The 19,516-nt window shown below is 60.3% G+C and carries 16 protein-coding genes; 9 read left to right on the top strand and 7 right to left on the bottom strand.

Annotation, left to right across the window (positions count from 1 at the left end; translation table 11 throughout):
• Nucleotides 1-49: 49 nt before the first annotated feature.
• The gene (locus G7020_RS19215) at nt 50-1,219 is read right to left on the bottom strand and encodes a tetratricopeptide repeat protein (protein WP_181086690.1); all 1,170 of its coding nucleotides are present in this window, start codon (nt 1,217-1,219) and stop codon (nt 50-52) included.
• A 270-nt stretch (nt 1,220-1,489) separates the two neighbouring features.
• Here G7020_RS19215 and G7020_RS19220 point away from each other — a divergent pair, with 270 nt between their 5' ends.
• The 9 genes from G7020_RS19220 to G7020_RS19260 all read left to right on the top strand — a co-directional run bounded on the left by G7020_RS19220 (nt 1,490) and on the right by G7020_RS19260 (nt 12,195).
• Nucleotides 1,490-2,833, top strand: a complete 1,344-nt coding sequence (locus G7020_RS19220; protein ID WP_181086691.1) for a FecR family protein — start codon at nt 1,490-1,492, stop codon at nt 2,831-2,833.
• 125 nt (nt 2,834-2,958) lie between these two features.
• On the top strand, nt 2,959-6,867 hold the full coding sequence (locus tag G7020_RS19225) for a DUF4214 domain-containing protein (RefSeq protein WP_181086692.1): 3,909 nt from the start codon (nt 2,959-2,961) through the stop codon (nt 6,865-6,867).
• A 111-nt stretch (nt 6,868-6,978) separates the two neighbouring features.
• Nucleotides 6,979-7,269, top strand: coding sequence for a hypothetical protein (locus G7020_RS19230; protein ID WP_181086693.1), 291 nt, complete (start codon nt 6,979-6,981; stop codon nt 7,267-7,269).
• A 13-nt stretch (nt 7,270-7,282) separates the two neighbouring features.
• Nucleotides 7,283-9,346 carry a hypothetical protein gene (locus tag G7020_RS19235; RefSeq protein ID WP_181086694.1) on the top strand — a complete coding sequence of 688 codons (2,064 nt, stop codon included), beginning with the start codon at nt 7,283-7,285 and terminating at the stop codon, nt 9,344-9,346.
• A gap of 69 nt (nt 9,347-9,415) precedes the next feature.
• Nucleotides 9,416-9,802: a DUF6165 family protein gene (locus G7020_RS19240; RefSeq protein WP_181086695.1), complete on the top strand. Its 387-nt coding sequence runs from the start codon at nt 9,416-9,418 to the stop codon at nt 9,800-9,802.
• A 363-nt stretch (nt 9,803-10,165) separates the two neighbouring features.
• Nucleotides 10,166-10,438, top strand: a complete 273-nt coding sequence (locus G7020_RS19245; protein WP_181086696.1) for a type II toxin-antitoxin system Phd/YefM family antitoxin — start codon at nt 10,166-10,168, stop codon at nt 10,436-10,438.
• A 367-nt stretch (nt 10,439-10,805) separates the two neighbouring features.
• Entirely contained in the window at nt 10,806-11,078 is a 273-nt protein-coding gene (locus G7020_RS19250; RefSeq protein WP_181086696.1) for a type II toxin-antitoxin system Phd/YefM family antitoxin, read from the top strand.
• The gene (locus tag G7020_RS19255) at nt 11,044-11,358 is read left to right on the top strand and encodes a type II toxin-antitoxin system RelE family toxin (protein ID WP_181086697.1); all 315 of its coding nucleotides are present in this window, start codon (nt 11,044-11,046) and stop codon (nt 11,356-11,358) included. Before G7020_RS19250 ends, G7020_RS19255 begins: the two co-directional genes overlap by 35 nt.
• A gap of 147 nt (nt 11,359-11,505) precedes the next feature.
• Nucleotides 11,506-12,195, top strand: a complete 690-nt coding sequence (locus tag G7020_RS19260; RefSeq protein ID WP_181086698.1) for a transposase — start codon at nt 11,506-11,508, stop codon at nt 12,193-12,195.
• Here G7020_RS19260 and G7020_RS19265 read toward each other — a convergent pair.
• The 6 genes from G7020_RS19265 to G7020_RS19290 all read right to left on the bottom strand — a co-directional run bounded on the left by G7020_RS19265 (nt 12,109) and on the right by G7020_RS19290 (nt 19,182).
• Nucleotides 12,109-12,501: a hypothetical protein gene (locus G7020_RS19265; protein WP_219852767.1), complete on the bottom strand. Its 393-nt coding sequence runs from the start codon at nt 12,499-12,501 to the stop codon at nt 12,109-12,111. The two genes, G7020_RS19260 and G7020_RS19265, sit on opposite strands and share 87 nt — an antisense overlap.
• Before the next feature lie 173 nt (nt 12,502-12,674).
• Nucleotides 12,675-13,919, bottom strand: a complete 1,245-nt coding sequence (locus G7020_RS19270) for a DUF4214 domain-containing protein (RefSeq protein WP_181086699.1) — start codon at nt 13,917-13,919, stop codon at nt 12,675-12,677.
• A gap of 171 nt (nt 13,920-14,090) precedes the next feature.
• Nucleotides 14,091-15,230, bottom strand: coding sequence for a DUF6447 family protein (locus G7020_RS23905; protein WP_219852768.1), 1,140 nt, complete (start codon nt 15,228-15,230; stop codon nt 14,091-14,093).
• Between the two features lie 154 nt (nt 15,231-15,384).
• Nucleotides 15,385-16,920 (bottom strand): class I SAM-dependent methyltransferase, encoded by a 1,536-nt coding sequence (locus G7020_RS19280; RefSeq protein ID WP_181086700.1) that lies wholly within the window; start codon nt 16,918-16,920, stop codon nt 15,385-15,387.
• A gap of 128 nt (nt 16,921-17,048) precedes the next feature.
• Nucleotides 17,049-17,816, bottom strand: a complete 768-nt coding sequence (locus G7020_RS19285; RefSeq protein WP_181086701.1) for a SapC family protein — start codon at nt 17,814-17,816, stop codon at nt 17,049-17,051.
• A 193-nt stretch (nt 17,817-18,009) separates the two neighbouring features.
• Complete coding sequence (locus G7020_RS19290; RefSeq protein WP_181086702.1) at nt 18,010-19,182, bottom strand: glycosyltransferase family 4 protein; 1,173 nt, start codon at nt 19,180-19,182, stop codon at nt 18,010-18,012.
• Between the last annotated feature and the right edge of the window lie 334 nt (nt 19,183-19,516).

Genomic DNA, 19,516 nt, shown 5'->3' on the forward strand with positions numbered 1-19,516 from the left:
GGGTCTCCCCCAGGCCCGCCTGCGCCACTGTTGCTCACCTGCAGGCAGTTCAAAAATCCAGTTGCCAGCTCAGGGAGAGCTGGCGCGAACGGTAACTGAAGATACTGATGTTCTCATCGCTATCGATCTGGCGAAGCTCAGCCACCAGCGAATGCCTGCCCCCCAAGGGTTGAATCACGGCAAGTCGCCACTGCTCCACATCCTGTTTGCGTATCTCATCGATCAGCCCCGGTGCAAAATCCTGGCTACCCTGCCAATGCTGCCGCGACCACATGAACTCGCCTGCCGTCTGCCCCCATAGCACTCTGCCCCAGATGTTCACCGACCAGCCATCGCGGTTACCGCCGGGGCGATCCTGCTGGCCATAATCGCGCAGCCCTCCGGCTGCCAGGCTCAACCTGCCCCGTCCTTGCTCGTAGCTCAGCACACCCCGCAACTCCGCCTGGCGCGCATCGAAAACCGGCTGGTCCACATACTTGAGGTAAGACTGCGCCGCCACCAGCGAAAACTGCCAGGGATGGGGTAATGGAAGGGGCGGCGTCACCTGCCCCTGAATCAGCGCGCTTTGCTGATACAGCTTGCCGTCCAGCTCAAGCATGCCTCCCGCCAGTGACGCCCGCATCTGCCAATCATCGCGCTCCCAGAGCTGCTCCAAACCCAGTGCCAGGGAGCTGATATCGAACGCACGCACATCATCATGACGGCGCACGGCAAGCTGCCCAAAGCCCACAAGGTCTCCATCGGCCAGCGGCAGCGCGCCATCGACCTGCAGGCTGGTGAAACCGTCGCCCCTGGGTGCAAGCTCCGGCGCCAGCACCAGGGTCACGCCGCCTGGGCCGCCGCCGATGGGTAGATTCGGATTACTCGCTCCCTGGTTTGCATTGTCGTCATACCCGCGGCCCAGGCGCACACGTACAACCCCCGGCGCTCGCGCTCGCTGGCAGCCGCCGGCTAGCTGGCGGGCCATCAGTTCGCGCAGTGCTGGCCCCGGCGCAAAACGCAATTCGATGGTCTCGAACAGAGCCTCGGCCTCCGTCCGGTTGCCCAGGGCACAATGCAGAATCGCCAGATCCAGCCAGGCTCCCGCATGTTCCGGCTGCGTGGCTGCCAGGTGCGACAGTAGAACCCGGGCTTCTTCATAGCGGCCCTCGGCAATTGCGCCCAGGGCCTGCGCATAGGCATCCTCCCCCTCTGCTGCCAAAACAGGGGGGCACAGCATGGCCAGCAGCAGAGCGCTTGCCCACTTCAGCCCAGACCAGGCGCGACAGCTGTGCAACAGAAGAGAAAACAGACCGGACAAAAGACCGCCCGCACCAGGTAAATAGCCGCGCACTATAAGGGCAGCCCAAGCTGTACGCCAGTCCCGCCGCGCCCTTCACCTTCGGCTGTTACTGTGCTAAAAGGCAAAGCCTGGAGCAAATCCCGGCTCACAAGGCGGCACGCCCCATTGCGCCGCAACGCACAACCCAACCCTGATGGAGGCAGCGCGATGCTGATCCCGTATCCCTTTCGCGCGCTTGGCAGCATCCTGTGCCTGTTTTTCGTGGCCCTGCTTGCGATCAGTCTTGTCCCGGCAAGCGCCAGCGCACAGGGCGACGAGCCGCTCGCCGCAGGGCAGGTGGTACTCGCTATCGGCCAGGTCAGCCAGGGCACGCAAACCCTCAAGGCCGGTGATTCCGTCTTCCCCGGTGACCGGCTCGCCACAGGCGATGACGGCTACCTTTATATACGCACCCGCGACAACGGCTTCATCATCCTGCGCCCGCAAACCGCAGCCACCCTCACCACCTACCATATCGATGCCGAAACACCCGGCCAGAGCCGCTTTCGCATTGACCTCCGCCAGGGGGTGGCCCGCAGCATCACCGGCGACGCGGTAAAAGAGGCCCGGCACAATTTCCGCTTCAACACTCCCGTTGCCGCCATCGGCGTCAAGGGCACCGACTTCACCGCCTACACCGATGCTCACACCACCCGCATAGTCGTGCTTGCCGGCGCCGTCGTTGCCAGCCCCTTCGGGGCGCAGTGCCAGCCTGGCGGCAGCCACCGCTGCCAAGGCCCCGGCGCCCTGGAGCTCAGTGCCGCACAGGTCGGGCGCATTCTGCAGATTGACAAGGTTCAGGGTGCCCAACTGCTTGAAAACCCCGAGGCCAGTCCCGACCAGGCCGCTCCGCCGCGCAAGGACGAGCCCAAGCCTCAGCATGACCGGCGTGCGCCTGTCATCGATCCGGATCTGGGGCCTGCCAAAACAGAAAGTACCCTCACGCCCGAGCGGCCCCTGCTGCCGGCGCCCCACGCCGGCCCCACGCTCCAGTGGGGCCGCTGGGGCGAGCTTGCTCAAGCTGGCGATGCCCTGGACCTTGAGCAGGCCTTCGTCACTCACAAGATCGTCAGCCTCAATCCGCACTTCATTCTGCTGCGCCCGCGTGACAGTCAATGGGAGCGTCCGGCCAGCCGCACGCTGGATTTCCAGCTGCAAAATGCCCAGGCTCTCATCCAGCGCCAGTCCGATGGCAGCACCTACGCAGCACAGGTGGAAAACGGTCGCCTGAACATGGATTTCGTCAACAGCCGCTTCACCACCCGCTTCGACCTTCTCGCCGATGGCCAGCGCATCTCGCGCCATGCGCAAGGGCAGGTATTTCCCGACGGCACCTTCCAGAACGTCAGCCAGTACCTGGGCAACAACAACATGCGGGTAGACGGCTTGCTGCACCAGGAGGGCGGCAGCCGTGCTGTTTACCTGTTCCAGTCGCAGCTTGACGATCAGCGAACCGCTTACGGCGTGACCGATTGGAGTTCTCGGGAGGTGCTGCTAAATCGGCTAAAGTGACGAATGTCACATCGCCATTGCGGGCGCTTTGAGACTATTGCCGCCGCATTAATGCACAAGGGTCCTCGCGGCTTTCCTTCGAAGAAGCGAATCCCTTATCTGAACACCCCTAGGAGCAAGAAGAAATGGCTTTGACCATCGCGCAAATTCAGAATGCATATGTTGCATTTTTCAACCGCCCGGCTGATGTCGCGGGTCTGCAGTACTGGAGCAGCTACGCTGGCAACTCCGCTGACCTGCTGAACACCTTCGCCGAGTCTGCCGAGTACAAAGACCTGTACGCCGGCATGAACTCCACTCAGCTGGTAAACGCTGTTTACCAGAACCTGTTTGGCCGCCCGGCTGAAGTGGCCGGTCTGACCTACTGGGTAGGCCAGCTCGACAACGGTGCGCTGAAGATCGGCAACATTGCTGAAGCCATCAACAAAGGCTCTCAGGGCACCGACGCTGACATCATCAGCAACAAGGTGACTGCTGCCACCGCCTTCACCAACGCACTCGACACCAATGCCGAGATCGTTGCCTACGCCAGCGCCAACGATACCGCTCTGAACGCTGTCAAGACCTGGCTGAACACCGTCACCAGCGACGCAGCTTCCGTCACTGCCGCCACTGGCGCTCCGCTGGAAAACGTCCTGAACACCGTTCAGAACAACAGCAACGAAAATGCTGGCCAGACTGTCATGCTCACCAAAGGTCTGGACAACGTCCAAGGCACTGCGGGCAACGACACCATCATCGGTTCGATCACCGCCGTCAACGGTACCGGCGAACTCGATACGCTGAGTGCTCTGGACATCATCAACGGCGGTGCTGGTAAAGACACCCTGAAGATCGCTTCGAGCCTGACTGCGGGTACCGCCCTGCCTTTGGCTAACATCAGCAACGTCGAAGTGATTGAAATCGAAGGCACCACTGGCGTGACCGTCAACACCTCCGCTGTGGCGGGTGTGACTGACCTGAACGTGGTCAAGCACGGCTCCGCTGCCGTTGATGCCACCGCCGCTGCTGCAACCAACATCGCTGCCACCCTGCAGGAAAACGGTACTGCTTCAATTCTGGGTCATACCGTCAATGGTGGCAACAACGTCACCGTGACCGCTGCTAATGCAGGCGCCGCTTCCAATGCCGACACCATCACCATCGGCGGCGCCGCCGCTGCCAAGGGTGATGTGGCAGTCAACGTCACTGGCAAAGCCTACGACGCTGCCAGCAATATTGCCTTTGGCGCCATCACGGTCACCGGCGGCAAGACCGTTTCCGTGACCCAGAAGGCCACTTCTGACGCCTCCAAGGCTGCTGCCGACAATGCGGCCAACAGCGTTACCCAGGCTGCTGTCATCGTCAACGCCAACACTGACACCACCGCCATCACCGTCAAGCAAGACGCCACTGTAGCTGCCAAGAACGCTGCCTTCACCACCGGTGGCCAGACCGAAACCGCAACCGTCAAGTTCGGCGCGCTCAAGGGTGGCGATGCAGTCACCATCAACGGCCTGACCTTCACCGCTGCTGCCGGCGTCAACCTCACTGCTGAAGAAGTCGCTGCCGCCTTCTCCAACATGGTCAGCGGCCTGGCCAACCCCAACACCGACACCCAGGGCTCGCAAGTCGCTGCCAAGGGCGTCTTCACTGGGGCTTTTGCAACCGGTGCCAACGTTGCTGGTGGTTACACCGCTGCAGCCGCTGCTGGCGACACCGTGGTGTTCACTGCCGTGCGTGCCAACCAGAACGTTGCGACCGATCTGACCGCCACCCTGACCAACACCTCGGGCACCTCCGTTGCCCCGACCGTTACGGTTGTCCAAGGCAAGGCTCATGATGCAACCCTGGCTGGCGGCGTAATGGGCGTGACTGCAGGTGCTGTGACCATCGCTGGTGGCGCCGATGCTGCCGCAGTCAAGACCATCACCGTCGATGGCTACGCAGCAGCGGGTTCCGCAAGCACTGGCACCACCTCCGCGCTGGAAACCCTGAACCTGTCCAACGGTGGCAACTTCACCCTGGCTCAGGCTGCTGCCACCCTGGCGCTGAACCTGACCAACGTCGGTACCGCTGCCAAGGCTGAAACGCTGACTAGCGCTTCTGCCAACGCTGCGCCGGCCTTGCTCGACCTGAACAACACCGCTACCAAGACCCTGAACGTTCAGAGCAACGGCACCAACACCGTTGATCTGCAACTCGATGGCGCCACCGGCACCACTGCACTGAACGTCAGCGGCACCGGCCTGCTGGATTCCTCTAGCGGCTCGAGCACTTCGGCCCTGACCACCATCAAGGTTACCGAGACCGCTGGTCTGACCCTGAACAGCCAGGCGACTGCCAACGTCACTTCGGTTGACACCACCGGCACCACCGGCGCCACCACCCTGACGCTGGACGGCACCAAAGCCACCTACGCAGGCGGCGCGGGCAAGGACAGCGTGACCATCTTCAACGCCAACGTGGCCATCACCAAGGCCATCGACCTGGGCGCCGGTGACGACATCCTGACCCTGAGTGGCGTAGCTGGTGCAGCCATCGCCATCCCGACCGTTGACCTGAAGGGCGGTGAAGGCGTTGACACCATCGCCATGTCCGCAGCAGACGCCGTGGCCCTGACTGCCAATGGCACCTTCGCAGGCAAGATCGATGGTTTCGAGAAGCTGAGCCTCAACACCAAGGCGGCTGCTGCCGGTACCGTCAACCTGGCCAACCTCGACAACATCAACTACGTGGTCAGCGCCAACTCGGATTCGATTCCGGGCGTTGCAACGAAGGAAGTTGTTACCGTTGATTTCGCTACTTCTGGCGCCATTGTCGGCGCGGATACTATTGAATTCAACGGCCAGACCCTGACCCTGGCAGGTGGTGAAACCGCTGCGCAGATTGCTACCAAGTTCTATGCTTTGGGTACCGCCTTCACCGATTGGGAGGCCACAAGCGTAGCTGGAAGCGTAGTGACCTTGACGCGTAAGGTCGGTGGTGAGCAGGCTGATATCGGCACTGGTGCGTTCACCATTGTTGATGTGGGTGGTGATGGCACTACCGCTGCAGTGGTCGTCAAAACAACCACTCAAGGCGCTGCTGCTCCGGCAACCGCTGCAGCTCTGACCATCGACAAGATGGCCAGCGGCGGTACGCTGGAACTGACGGCTGCCGGCGCAGGCGCCATCGTCAAGGTAACCGACGCTGCCAAGGGCACCGCCGACGTGCTGAACGTGGTGACCAAGGCTATTGGCGACGTGGGCACCGTGACGGTCGCTGATATCGAGACCATCAACCTCAACATTGGCAACGTCAGCAAGAGCTTCACCCCTGCTGGTTTCAATGATGCCAACGGTATCCCCGTCAAGACTGCCGATGTCTCCAGCACCACGCTGGCTGTGGCTGGCAATACCGCTACCAAGGCCATCACCGTGGAAGGCGCTGGCAACCTGACGCTGACTGTCGCGGCCAACACCAAGCTGGCCACCGTTGATGCCAGCAAGGCAACCGGCAACCTGACGCTGAACCTGTCCGCTCACAATGGCGATGCCATCACCGTGACCGGCGGTTCGGGCAACGACGTTCTGACGGCTTCGCAAGGTACCAACGCCAAGGCCGACGTGCTGGTGGGTGGTGAAGGCAACGACACCCTGTTCGCTGGCTCCAACGGTGCCAAGCTGACCGGTGGCGCAGGCAACGACCTGTTCGTGCTGAAGGCTGCAACCAAGGAAGCCAACACCCACAGCAGCATCCTGGACTTCCAGGCGGGTGATGTGCTGAAACTGGAGCAAAGCGGCGCGGCTACAGCCATCAGCAGCTTCAGCAAACTGGGCGCCACGCTGGGCACCAACGCAGTGTTCTCGGACTACGCGAACGCCGCCATCGCCCAAGCGGAAGCGAACCAGGCGGTGTGGTTCCAGTTCGGTAGCAACGCTTATGTGGTGATTGATCAGGGCACGAACTCCACTGCCTTCGATAACGGCCACGACTCGATCATCGAGCTGGTCGGTATCGATCTGGCCAACGCCTCGTTCAACAGCACCTACGGCACCGTCGCTCTGATCTAACTGATTGGATACAGGCCCCGCCTTCCGGGCGGGGCTTGAGATGGAAGCCTTTGAACCCCGTCCTTCGCAAGAAGGATGGGGTTTTTTCATGAGCAAGGGAGTTAAAGCGCGATGGACCATACGATTGACGACTTCTGGAAGAGGCGTTTTTCGCTAAACCGAAAAACTCAGGGCTTTGTGGCCCGGCCTGGCTGGAGTGATATCAGCCAGCCACTGGAGGCATTCGAGGTGGCTGATCTAAGCTTGCGTGCCGGTTACAGTGACCTTGAGCAGCCGCTGTGGTTGATTGCTGCGCCAGGCGAAAAGGTTGGTGCCTCTTTTCAGGATGTGAACCTCAAGCGATACGGGGCCCAAACACAGGCCTACCTACGGGCCTCGGCTCTGCAAACCGTGAACTCGTAAGGGCGGGCTCTTTATGCGTTGCTTTGCGCTGCCACAGGACCGGCTGCTCGACGCCAGCCTGTACCGTCGTCGCTATCGGGGTGGGAGCGATCCGCAGGCCTTGCCGATGGAGTGCCTGTATCTGGATGTAGGGGGGGAGGCCCACCTGCTGAAGAAGCTGCCGCAGGACGAAGGCTGGCGATCAGGCTTGCTGCCAGGCAAGGCCGAACCAGAAGAAACGAACCAGGCACCGGGTCTGCATCTGATCGAGGAAAGCAGCTTGTTGGCCTGGCCCTATTTCCCCGTTCGGTTGGGCCGGATGTCCGCCTCCGTTGGGCAGGGCCTGCGCCTGCACCTGGAGGATGAACCCCTGCCCAGGCAGCTCCAGGCCCTGCGTGCGCGCAAGCCGGACAAGCAGCATCTACGCCTTGCCATCGTCAATGGCTTTGGCACCAACCTGGGCGACTGCACCATCGGTATCACGGCCTTCCGGGCTGTACTGAACTGCCTGCGTGAGCATTTGCCTTCGCTGAGCTGCGATATCCTGTTTGGGCCGGGAACCAGTGCGGCCACTGCGGATATTCTGCAAGATGCGCCTGAGATCGAGCGTGTGCTCTTCCATGCGCTGACGGTAACCGAGTTTGCCCAGTACGACGCTTATTTCGATTTCACCCATTTCATTCGCCAGCCCCGCTACAACGAGCTGCCCACCGTGGACTGGGTGCTGTGGTGGTGCGGCCTGGCCCCGCAGAACGTGCCGCCCGAACACAAGCGCAACCGAGGCCATATCCGCCAGGATGCCTGGCAGGCGGTACGCCAACACCTGCAGGCGCACCCAGGGCAGAAGGTGTTGTTCAATCCCAAGGCATCCGTGGCCTTGCGCACCATGCCGCCCAGGGTAGCTGCGGACTTTGCGTGGCAGTTGCTGCAACTGGCACCCGAAATCACCCTGGTGGTGGACCAGCCTCTTGATTGCCAGCATCCGCGCCTGCTGGATGTAAGCGCCCATATCGATTGCCCCGAGAGATTCCGCGCCCTGGTGGTGCAGATGGATGGCCTCGTCACGGTCAATAGCCTGGCCTCGCATGTGGCAGACATCGGCGCCGTGCCCACCGTGCATCTGTGCGTGACGGTGCCGGGGCATTTCTATCCGTATTACCCGTTCACGGCAGCGTTGAACCCCGACGGCTATGAAGCCCTGCCGGCCTTTGGCCGGGTAAAGGTAGAAGCCGAAGAGTGGGAGGTGATGCGCGAGCAGTACGAAGCGGCCTGGGCGCGCATTTCGCCTCTTCAGGTGTTGACCCTGCTGCGCGAGAAGATGGCGCAGCGCCAAACAGCTATTGCCGAGCCCGCTGGCCTGAGCATAGGCGTCGGGCACAAGCCCGCACGCAGCGTGGTGCTAGATGACAATGGTGTCCCGCGCCTCAAGCGGCAGCGCCTGGCCCCGCTGCACGCCTACGCCAGCGAGCGCTTCGCACACCTGAGTCAATCCCTGTTGAAGCCCGGCGCAGTATGCGTGATGGCCTGCGCCCCCGATGCCGGACTGGCCCAGACGCTGGCCCGGCGCGTCGCACCGCATGGCGAGCTGATCGTACTGGAACCCCGCGCCCCGCTGGCACGCAATGTGGAAGCGGCATTGCATCTGGCCGGCACGGGCTGCATCGCCCGTGTATTGCAGGCCGTACCGCTGGCCGGCGCGGCGCAGGTGCAAATCAACCTGCTGGAACCCTGGTCGGAAAGCCTCTCTACGCAATGGGGCAACCAGCCCTCGCTTGTCACTGTGCCGTGCCAGACCGTGGACCAGCTGGCGCTTGAGCACTGCGACGCCTTGTTCGTTCAGTCGCCCATGCCCTTTGTGCCCTTTATCGATGGCGCCCTGGAAACCCTCAAGCGCTGTCGCCCTATTTTTCTAATGACATCCGTCGACCGCGAGCAAGCCTTAGCCGTATGTCAGGCTGCGCGCCAGGCGGACTACGCGTTCTGGGTTGAAGCGGCCGTGCCCAACACCCCCAGAGAGGCGGGTAACTGGCTGCTGGTCGGCGCGCCTCAGGAGCGCCCGGTGCAGATTGAAGGCTTTGCCAGGCTCAAGCTGGATTGATAAATGACTTCCACTCTATTAACGATTTCGTCCTCTGCGCTCACCCCCTGTGTCGCCTCATGGCCCGCCATGCCGCAACTACCCGTAGCCTGGGGCGAGGTGTTCGACAAGCTGACCATTTTGCAGATCAAGGCGCAAAAGCTGCAGCAGGATGCCGCCAGACTGGCCAATGTGAACAGGGAGCGCCAGGAGATCGAGAGGGTCGTGGGCGACCTGTCCCGCTTTCCCGCCGACCTGCCTGCACTGGTGCTGGCGCTGAAAGCCATCAATGCTCGGATATGGGAGGTGGAAGATGCCAAACGCGACTGCGAACGACGTCAGTGCTTCGATGACAGCTTCGTCCAGTTGGCCCGCCAAGTGTATTTCTGCAACGACCAGCGTGCAGCCATCAAGCGCCAGCTGAACGAATTGCTGGGCAGCGTGCTGGTGGAGGAGAAGTCCTACCAGGCATATTGAGGGAAAAGGGGTCAGGTACATTTACTAGGTACATTTACTAGTAAAACCGGGGCCTCCAGTTCGTCCTCGTCCTCGCTGTCCTCCCACCCCGCTCCCTGTAGATTTCAGCCTTTATGGGAACACCTGATCGCGACTCGTTCTAGATGTAGCACATCAAAAAACATCTTACGGAGTGCTTTTAGGGGTGCTACGCTATGCGCGCTTACCCCGTTCGCACAATGACTTTGCGAAGACCTTAATCAAGACAGCTCGGCCCACAGTAGAGAACCACACATTCGCTCAACGAAGCGTGACGGTTCGGCCCATAGATATGAGCTCAGGCACCCTAGTAGCGCGGATAGTAGACAACAGGTGGATATGGCGATGACTTACACGGTACTGGCTGACGTTGCGGCGTCGGTGACAGAACTTAAAAAGGACCCAATGGGCACCATCCGCGAAGGTGGCGGCGAAACGGTCGTGATCCTCAATCGAAACGAACCAGCGTTCTATGCCGTGCCACCCGCACGCTATGAAGCCATGCTGGAGCTGATTGACGATCTGCGGTTGGCTGAGATCGTACGCGCTCGCGCTGGTGAACCTACTGTACGAGTAGATATCGATGGCCTCATCGCGCAAGCCGGCGGAGCCGACTAAGTAAGGGAAAAGGGGTCAGGTACATTTACTAGGTACATTTACTAGTAAAACCGGGGCCTCCAGTTCGTCCTCGTCCTCGCTGTCGTCCCACCCCGCTCCCTGTAGATTTCAGCCTTTATGGGGACACCTGATCGCGACTCGTTCTAGATGTAGTACATCAAAAAACATCTTACGGAGTGCTTTTAGGGGTGCTACGCTATGCGCGCTTACCCCGTTCGCACAATGACTTTGCGAAGACCTTAATCAAGACAGCTCGGCCCACAGTAGAGAACCACACATTCGCTCAACGAAGCGTGACGGTTCGGCCCATAGATATGAGCTCAGGCACCCTAGTAGCGCGGATAGTAGACAACAGGTGGATATGGCGATGACTTACACGGTACTGGCTGACGTTGCGGCGTCGGTGACAGAACTTAAAAAGGACCCAATGGGCACCATCCGCGAAGGTGGCGGCGAAACGGTCGTGATCCTCAATCGAAACGAACCAGCGTTCTATGCCGTGCCACCCGCACGCTATGAAGCCATGCTGGAGCTGATTGACGATCTGCGGTTGGCTGAGATCGTACGCGCTCGCGCTGGTGAACCTACTGTACGAGTAGATATCGATGGCCTCATCGCGCAAGCCGGCGGAGCCGACTAAGTACGCCCTGGAGTTCAACGCCCAAGCACTCAGGGAGTGGGGCAGGCTGGGCAACACTATCCAGCTGCAGTTCGCCAAGAAGCTGAAAGAACGCCTCGATAATCCCCGCGTCGAGGCCGATAAACTTAGGGACATGTCTAACTGCTACAAGATCAAGCTCCGCTCCATCGGCTACCGCTTGGTCTATGAAGTGATCGACAGCCGTCTGGTTGTCACGGTGATCGCGGTAGGCAAGCGGGAACGGAGTAGAGTCTACGGCAGTGCTACGAAGCGCTTGTAGGGGCCTGGGGGAAAAGGGGAAAAGGGGTCAGGTAAATTTATTCGCATTTATTCACGTCCCGCCAGTTCACAGTTTTCCCCTCCGGCGATGGTGATTCAGGGGGCAATTGTTCAAAGTGAGCTGAAGTAATCAACCCAAGGAGGGGTTATGCCGCGTCAGCCGCGGCTGGAGGTCGTTGGGCTGCCGCACCATATCGTGCAGCGCGGCGTCGACCGACAGGCCGTATTCTTCGATCATCAATGCTATCTGGAATATCTGCACCTGCTGAGCGCCTATGCGGGCCATCTGGAGGTGAGTGTTCATGGCTGGTGCCTGATGACCAACCACGTGCATCTTCTGCTGACGCCAAGCGTGCCTGGCACGCTCAGTCGATTGATGCAGAACCTCAATCGCCTGTATGTTCAGCGGATCAACGCCCGGTTCGAGCGCACCGGGCATCTTTGGGCCGGACGATTCAAGGCGAGCGTGGTGGGTAGTGAGCGCTACCTGCTCAGTTGCATGCGCTATATCGAGCTCAACCCGGTACGAGCCGGAATGGTTGCGCATCCGCAGGGCTATCCGTGGAGTTCTTGGCACGCTAATGTTGGTAAGCGGCAGTCCAGGCTGGTGACTCCGCATCCCGAATACGTTGCCCTTGGTGCGACGGATATGGAGCGCCAGGAAAATTATCGAGCTTGGGTCCTGCAGGACGAACAGAAGGACATGACAACTCAGCTGCGCAACGCTACCCAGCAGAACGCTGCCTTTGGTTCACCGCGATTCGCCCATCAAATTGAGCAGATGCTCGGGCGCGATGTAACGATCAGGCCACGAGGTCGGCCTAAAAAAGAACCATAGGATAAATGGGAAAATGTACCTGACCCCCTTTTCACACTGACCAAGACGCTTGAGCGTGTCTTCGGAATCGGCGTCCGATGCAGCATGGGCCACGGACCAGACCATGGCCTTTTGCAGATCGGCCGCTGCTTGAGGCGCGTGCAGCCAGCGCTCGTTGTCGGGAACGACAGTGGCAGTACGCACCAGCCAGACGCCAGGCTCGTACTCTTCCACCAGCACCTGGCGGCCCGCGTATTGCTTGCCCAGCGAAATCTGGCCGTTGGTGCCGACGACCTTGACGGTGGGAGAGTGTGCCGTGATGGCCATGATGAGTCTCCTTGGTAGCTATGCACGATATTATAAATTTCGTGCGGCACCAGTTCACGGTAAGTGGTGGTGGCTCTAGGATTGCCAGATTCGCAAATTTCCCAGGTGCTGCACTGGCCTGGACGTTGAGGCGCGGGGCGGGAAAAGGGTCATTTCAGTTTGACCCTTTTCCCCTAAATAGGCAGATATTCCACTCCATTCTGGATGATGCCGCTCAGTGCGACCTTGTTTTCATTGGACTCGGAAAAGCTGGCCAGTACCTGTGCTTCGTTCATCGTTCCGGTTTTCAGTTGTTTGACCCAGAAATCGAAGCCGCTTTGTTCTGGTGCGCGGTCGAGAATGTTCTGATACAGCGCAATGACGAAGTCGTCGTTGGAGGGGGCGTTCCCATACAAGCTTGTAAACTCCGTACTTGCGATAAATAGCGCGGATACGGATTCCAGTGACACTCCCCGGTCAAATTCGCTGATCCAGTAACCCAGCCCTTCGAGATCCGGCGCGCGGTTGAAGGCGGCCTCGTACAGGCGGTATGCCTGGGCAGCCTGGTCATCGATGGCCACGCTTTTGTCCGTGAAGTGAACGCGCTCCACGCCATCGAGGTAGATGCCGAGGAAACTGCTGTCGGGCTTGCTGTAGACGATATGGCTGAGCTCCCCACCTTCAAGCCTGGCGGAGATCGAGCTGGTATTGAGATGCAACTGGTCGACCCCAGCCCCACCCGATATCCGCACCGAAGTGTTCAGGGTCTCGACGTTCAAGTTGAACTGGTCATCGAAATAACTGCCCGCCGTGTATACGCTGGAGACGGTGATGACATTGGCAGAGGCCTGTCCGCCCGCGCTCCCGTACAGGTATTGAAGCGCCATAACATCGAAATCACCCAGGTGGTTCGAGTTGCCACCGTTGTAGGACATGATCGTGTGGTTCGCTGTCGCCAGTTCGGCAGGCAGATACGGGCCGGTGTCCCATTGGCTGTACTCGCCTGGATGCTTGAGCCCCAGGGCGTGGGCCGTTTCGTGGAGGGCCAGTTGCCGTCCGTAGCCCGCGTCGAGGTTCTGGATTTGCGGTACGGTCCAGTTCAGCCAGACATTGGCGCTGTTAGCGGTGAGGCTCATTTGGCCCTTGCTGGCGGAGCCGTCGGCAAGGGCCTGCCCACCCGAGAACAGCCCGTAGCGCAGAATGCCGCCTTCCTCGACATGCTTGAAGGTGATGCCGACCAGGGTCGATATCTCGCTGAGCATCGAATCGATGGCCGTTCGTTGCGCCTGGTTCAGCGCCTTGAAATCTCGGACTGCCGTAGCGGGCGCTTCCATGAAGCCGTATGAAATCACTACCGGCATGCCTTGGGAGTGATTCGTTGCGAGGCTGGCTTGAGGAAGTGCCAGTAGCGCGTCGATTCGAATATCGCCTGTTGCCATTTATTGCTCCTTGCTTTTTCGTTTGTGGGCCAGCGGGCAAATGTACCTGAACTGAGCCCTTTCCCTACGCGCGCCCCAGAGACGACAACGGCGCTGCCCAAATCGCGTTTCCCGAGAGCAGCGTCTCGATGCCGTCGTACAGTAATACGCCCATCTTGACCTGACCTCTTTTCATTTCAACGCCGCCTTCAACGCACTGAGGTAGGCATTTCGCGCAGTTTGCATCGCCGCCACCTGCGCCTGCAGGCGGGCCAGTTCCTGGTCGACGAACTGGATGCTCTGCAGTTGCGCTCTGGCGTCGTCGGAAAGATGTTCAAGGTCGTAGTCGATGTTGTCAATCTTGATTGTGGGCACTTTTCTGTCCTGAAGAGGTTGTTGGCACGCGTGCACGAGTTGCAGGTTGACCCGCTGCACATCGTATGTGACTTGGGCTGGCCAGCTGTGATGCAGATGCCAGCGCTTGGCACGCTGCTCGCGACACTGCTGCAGGGCCTGCTGGCGCCCTTGTTTCGGGGTGGTGGCTAGCGTCAATCCGGTTTTTTCCAACGCGTTGCGCACGCGCTCGAATACCGCTTGCGGCATGGGCGCTTCGCGTAGCGCTGCCTCGCTGGGTTTGAATGCCTGGCTGCGCGTCATGGCCAGCATGTATTGGGTGGCGTCGCGCAACTGGATGCGCCCACTCTGGCTCACGTGGATCAGCGGGCAGTGCGGCGCAAGGGTGGGCAGCACGTGATTGGGGTAGACTTCATCGCCCCAGTAGCGACAGGCCATCTGCCGGAAGTGTTCAAAGTCGCGGATGGGAACGAACTGTGCTTGGTCAAACGGCAGGATTTCCACTTTGGGTTTGGTGGGGGTCACCGTGTCGTTGGCCACGTCGATGTACAGCGTGCCGACCTGAAAGGCATTCTGGAAATACTGCCCGCGCAGGTCGCCCCAGACCTGGCGGAAATCGCCTCCAGCACTTTGAAAGGCGCGCAAGGCGCGCAGCCCTTTCACGGCATCCGAAGCGATTGCGTTCTCCTCGACTGTCCGCAGGCGCTTGTGGACAGCCTCGGCGATTTCCAGGCACTGCCCTACCGGGTAGGGCTTGCCCAGTTTCACCGGCTGCAGCCGCTCAAGCTCTGGGTCGAGTTGCCGGCGCACGGCCAGCAGGCAGGCTTCCAGTTCGGGCAATACGGGCAGCAGGTACTGCGCCGTCAGCGCAGTCTGGGTGGCCTGGTCAAAAATGCGGGGCTCATTGGGCAAGAGCGGGGTGAGCCAGCTACCCACTCGCGGCAGCGCCCGTTGGCCGCTACCTGAACCTTGAGTCATGGCACCATTCATAAGGATCATTCGATTCAGGTTGGTTGTTTTTCGTGAGCGCACTCTACCGGAATGTGCTCATGAAAAACTGTCCCTCATGAGAAGAACAAGCTGCAATATGGAGAGGAGTCGAGGCAGCGCCTCAACTCTTCTCCAGTGATGCTTACGCTATCTGCAGCGCTCTGAGGATCGGCAATTGCTTCTCGGCGAACTCATTGGCCTGGGCGGTAAGCTCGGCAAGGTTGGCTTCGGCTGTATCCAGTACTTCCCCCTGTTTGATCAGGCGCTGCCCCTGCATGGCCAGCAGGTTCCAGGTTGCGCTGGCCCAGTCTGCAGGGTGCTTGTGTCCTTGCTGGCGGGCCAGCAGGAAAAGCTGTTGGAAACGCGGCACGGTGATGCCGCCGCCCGTAACCGGGCTGGTGAGATAATTCAGCTCACTGTTGCTGCGCGCCTTGTTCATCAAGTGGAGGTTGAGGCGGTCAGTACGCTTCCTGGCTTTCGTTGTGGCCGCATCGTCCTGGGCAGCGAGCACTGTGCCAGCGCCACTGAGTACCATGATGGCCTCGCTGATTTGCGCAAAGGTGATGCCGCTGGGTTGCAGGGCCTGTTCCAGCTGAGCCAGCGATTTGGGCTTGTTGTCGGCGAGCTGGTCGAGAATGGGGCTGTATACCGAATCCTGCATTGTGGCTTCGCCCAGGCTGCCCGTGACCTTGAGGCTGACCTCTGCTCTGTTCTGGATAAGGATGACTCGCTGCGCACGAAGTTGTTCGGCCTGCTCCAGGGCGCTCAGCTTGCGGGCTCCCTTGACCCAGTAATCCTTGCGGAACTGCTGGTTAACGCAGAAGTCACGAGTGGTCTGGCGGAACATGGGGTCGGGAATGGTGGCCAGCAATGCCTGTTGCTCGGCGGTGAGGTTTAACGCGTCAATGGCATCCAGATAATTGGCTGAGCAGGCCCACTGTAGCTTGGCTGGGGCCAACCATTGCGCCATGTGAGCGAAAGCCATGGGTTGCCAGTCGCGGTTGAAGTATTCATGGGCGACGTAGTGGCGGTCCTGCTCCTTGATCTTCTTTATGCGTTCGGCGATCTGTGGGTTGGCGCGAGCATAGAGCGGGTTGGCGGCCAGCAACTGGTCGGCGAACGCGAGAGCGCTGTCGATACGGCTGACGATGCCGGAGCCGTCGGCGCCCAGCACTTCGGCATGTTCGGTCAGCAGGTCGCGCATGGGGACCATGGCGGCCCAGCCGGGCTGTGTGTTGTAGCTGATGTAAAGCACGCCGCCTACCTTGAGCTTGCGACGGATGAACTCGATGATGACGGCGCGATTTTCGTTGGAAATCCAGCTCCAGATCCCATGCAGGCCGATGTAGTCGAACTCAGGCAGATCGGCGCGGTTGCAGAAGGCGTCGAAGGCTTCGTCCAGAAGCTGAGCCCCCGAATCGGCGATGCTGGCCAGCTCCTGAGCGAAACCGGCTTGTGCCGGATTGAAGTCAGTACCAGACCACCGCACTACAGAGGCTGCAGCATGCAGGTTGGCGCTCATGCCCTGGCCGAATCCCAGTTCGCAGGCGGTGCCGACTTCCGGCGGAACGAGGCCGGCATTGAGGAAGGCCAGGCGCACGCGCAAGGGGTTCAGCTCGGTGTAGTAACCGTAGGTGTAGCCGATGTCGGCAACGTAGCCGGCAGTCCAGTCAGTCATGGGTATCCTTTTTTGTGATTGTTTCAATAAATGCCAACGTTGGATGAAAACAGCGCGCTCAGGAGGCAATTTCCAGCGTAGCTAGCGGCCTACGCCAGAACCTCGACAAGAGAGAGGCCGGTGCTCTGTCAGAAGTTGAAGCTGAAAACGCCGTCTTGCCCACCGAGGAATTGCCCATTCTCCGCCTCGCGGGCTTGCTCTTGTGCCCGGGTCGCAGCCAGTTGCCCGAGGACCTGGATATGCTGCATGGAGATCAACTGGCAATAAGCTATGGATAGGGCGCCTGCCTGGTGGATACGGGCAATGGCTTGTGCGTCCAGCTGATTGAGCCGGGGTTCGTCGATACGGTAGAGCCCCGTTATGTTCTTCTCGCCCTCTTCAGTAGAGATTTTGAGTGGCCAGGGAACAATCAGGTCTTCGGCTGCCAGCGCCGCGCAGAGGCGCTGGGTCAGGATGCGATTGCTGTGTACCTGCTGCAGGAAATTGAGCACTTCCCCGACGGCTTGTGCCGGCTCGCCATTGGCATCGAAGAAGGCTTCTTCATGCTGCTCTCCCACTAGATGGCTATCCAGATCCACGCAGAGTACCAATTGGCCGTCTTCGGCTTCCGCCAGGGCAAATGGATAGCCACGGTAGGCCGCCGGGGTATAGGCCACTGCCCACCGTCCTTCGGATGTCACCAGCAGGTTCTGCCCCATTTGCAGCCCCTGGACTGCCGCGGTGATGAAGGCATCGCCCTGCTGAATAAAGGCAATAGGCAGGCTCATGCAGGCCTTGGAAAGCTCCTGTGCCAGCACGGGGACAGTTGCATCCTGGGCGGCAAACGTGTAGCTGTCGTAGCGCTTCCAGCGCAAATTGGCAAAGTCGGCCTTGGTGATGGCTTGGTAGCGGGGCATTTGATCTCTCCGGTTATTGCCTGGGGAATGTTTTTCCGGTTTTTTCCGTTGTGCAGCTTCATTGGAACGGTTGGGGATGTTTTCTCGCAATCCGTGTCGCTGCGCAAGATATCGCTGGGCCTGCTGGGGCGCTCGTAGGCGTAGGGAGGCCGGCTGGAGTCAATGCAATGTAGACGGGAACGCTAATGGTCTCCTAGGCGCTGATATGGCGGTAAATAGCCAGGGTCTGATTGGCGCAGCGTGCCCAGGAAAAGGCCTTCGCTCGTTCAAGCCCAGCGGTGGCAAGGGCGGCGCGGGCTTCACTGTGTTCCAGCAACCATTGCATGTTCGTCGCGAGCTGTTCCACTGAGCCGCGTTCGACAAGCAAGGCGCTGTCGCCGGTTATTTCGCACATGGAGGTATCCTGGGTGCAGATCACCGGTACGCCGCTGCTCATGGCTTCCAGTACGGGCAGGCCAAAGCCTTCGTAATGTGATGGGTAGACGAACGCCTGGGCGCCGGCATACAGCGCCGGCAGGGCGCTGGCCGGTACGAAGTTCAGGTGGCGCAGGCCGCGTGTCTGCTGCAAATGGGCGATGCGCGCCAGTGTATCGGCGTTGCCCCATCCGGGTGCCCCGGCAAGTACCAGCGGATACGCTTCGGTAAGGGCGGGTGGCAGGCTGCTCCAGGCGTCAAGCAGGGTATCGAGACCTTTACGAGGTTCCAGCGTACCGACGAACAGCAGGTACTGCCCGTGGTGTAGTTTGAAACCGCTCAGCGCCTCCTGTGTCTGCTGCGCATCTTGTGGGGCGTAACAGGTTGCAGCGCCCAGGTGAATGGTGTGAACGCGCTGTTCATCCACGCCGTACAGTTCGATCAGTTCCTTGCGAATGTATTCGGAATCGGTAATCAGCGCATCCGCCCGCGCCAGCGTTTTCGGCAGTTCGCGGCTTAGCCATGCGACGCGCTTGGCCGGGTGGAACTGCGGATAGTGGATAAAGGACAAGTCATGGATGGTGGCGACACATGGCCCTTTGTGGGCACGCAGAATGAAGTTCGGTTCGTGATAGACGAAGTCCCGTAACCGGGCTGACTGCATCCGAAGCAGATTGTTTCGCAGCACTTCGCGCGCGCGGTAGGCCAGACTCGAATTGCGCAGCAGGCGATGCAGGCGGCCCTGTGATGGGCGTGACGACGCGCCGCCCGATAGCGCACGGGCATGACACTCATGCAGGGTCTGTGTGGCCGAGGCGAAGTGGTGGCCGGAAAAACACTCGATGCTTTCAAGTGCCTGCATCGCGACGAACTGCTCAAGCAGGTTCTGTGTGTAGGTGCCAATGCCTGTCACAGGTGGCAGTAGCGATTCGGTGTTGAGCAATAGCTTCATTGAGTGCTTTACCTGGGGGCGTATCGTATGGCGAGCATGTGAGCTTGGGGATAAGGGTTCTGTATCAGCCTGGTTCGCGGGCGTGGCCCGCTCCTACGGGGTTGGGGCATTGCACCGCTGTAGGAGCGGCCCCTGGCCGCGAATGAAACCACGCAGGTGCTGGGCCTGGTTCGCGGGCGTGGCCCGCTCCTACGGGGTTGGGGCATGGCACCGCTGTAGGAGCGGCCCCTGGCCGCGAATGAAACCACGCAGGTGCTGGGCCTGGTTCGCGGGCATGGCCCGTTCCTACGGGGTTGGGGCATTGCACCGCTGTAGGAGCGGCCCCTGGCCGCGA

The sequence above is a fragment of the Stutzerimonas stutzeri genome, from assembly GCF_013522825.1.
GTDB lineage: Bacteria > Pseudomonadota > Gammaproteobacteria > Pseudomonadales > Pseudomonadaceae > Stutzerimonas > Stutzerimonas stutzeri_AK.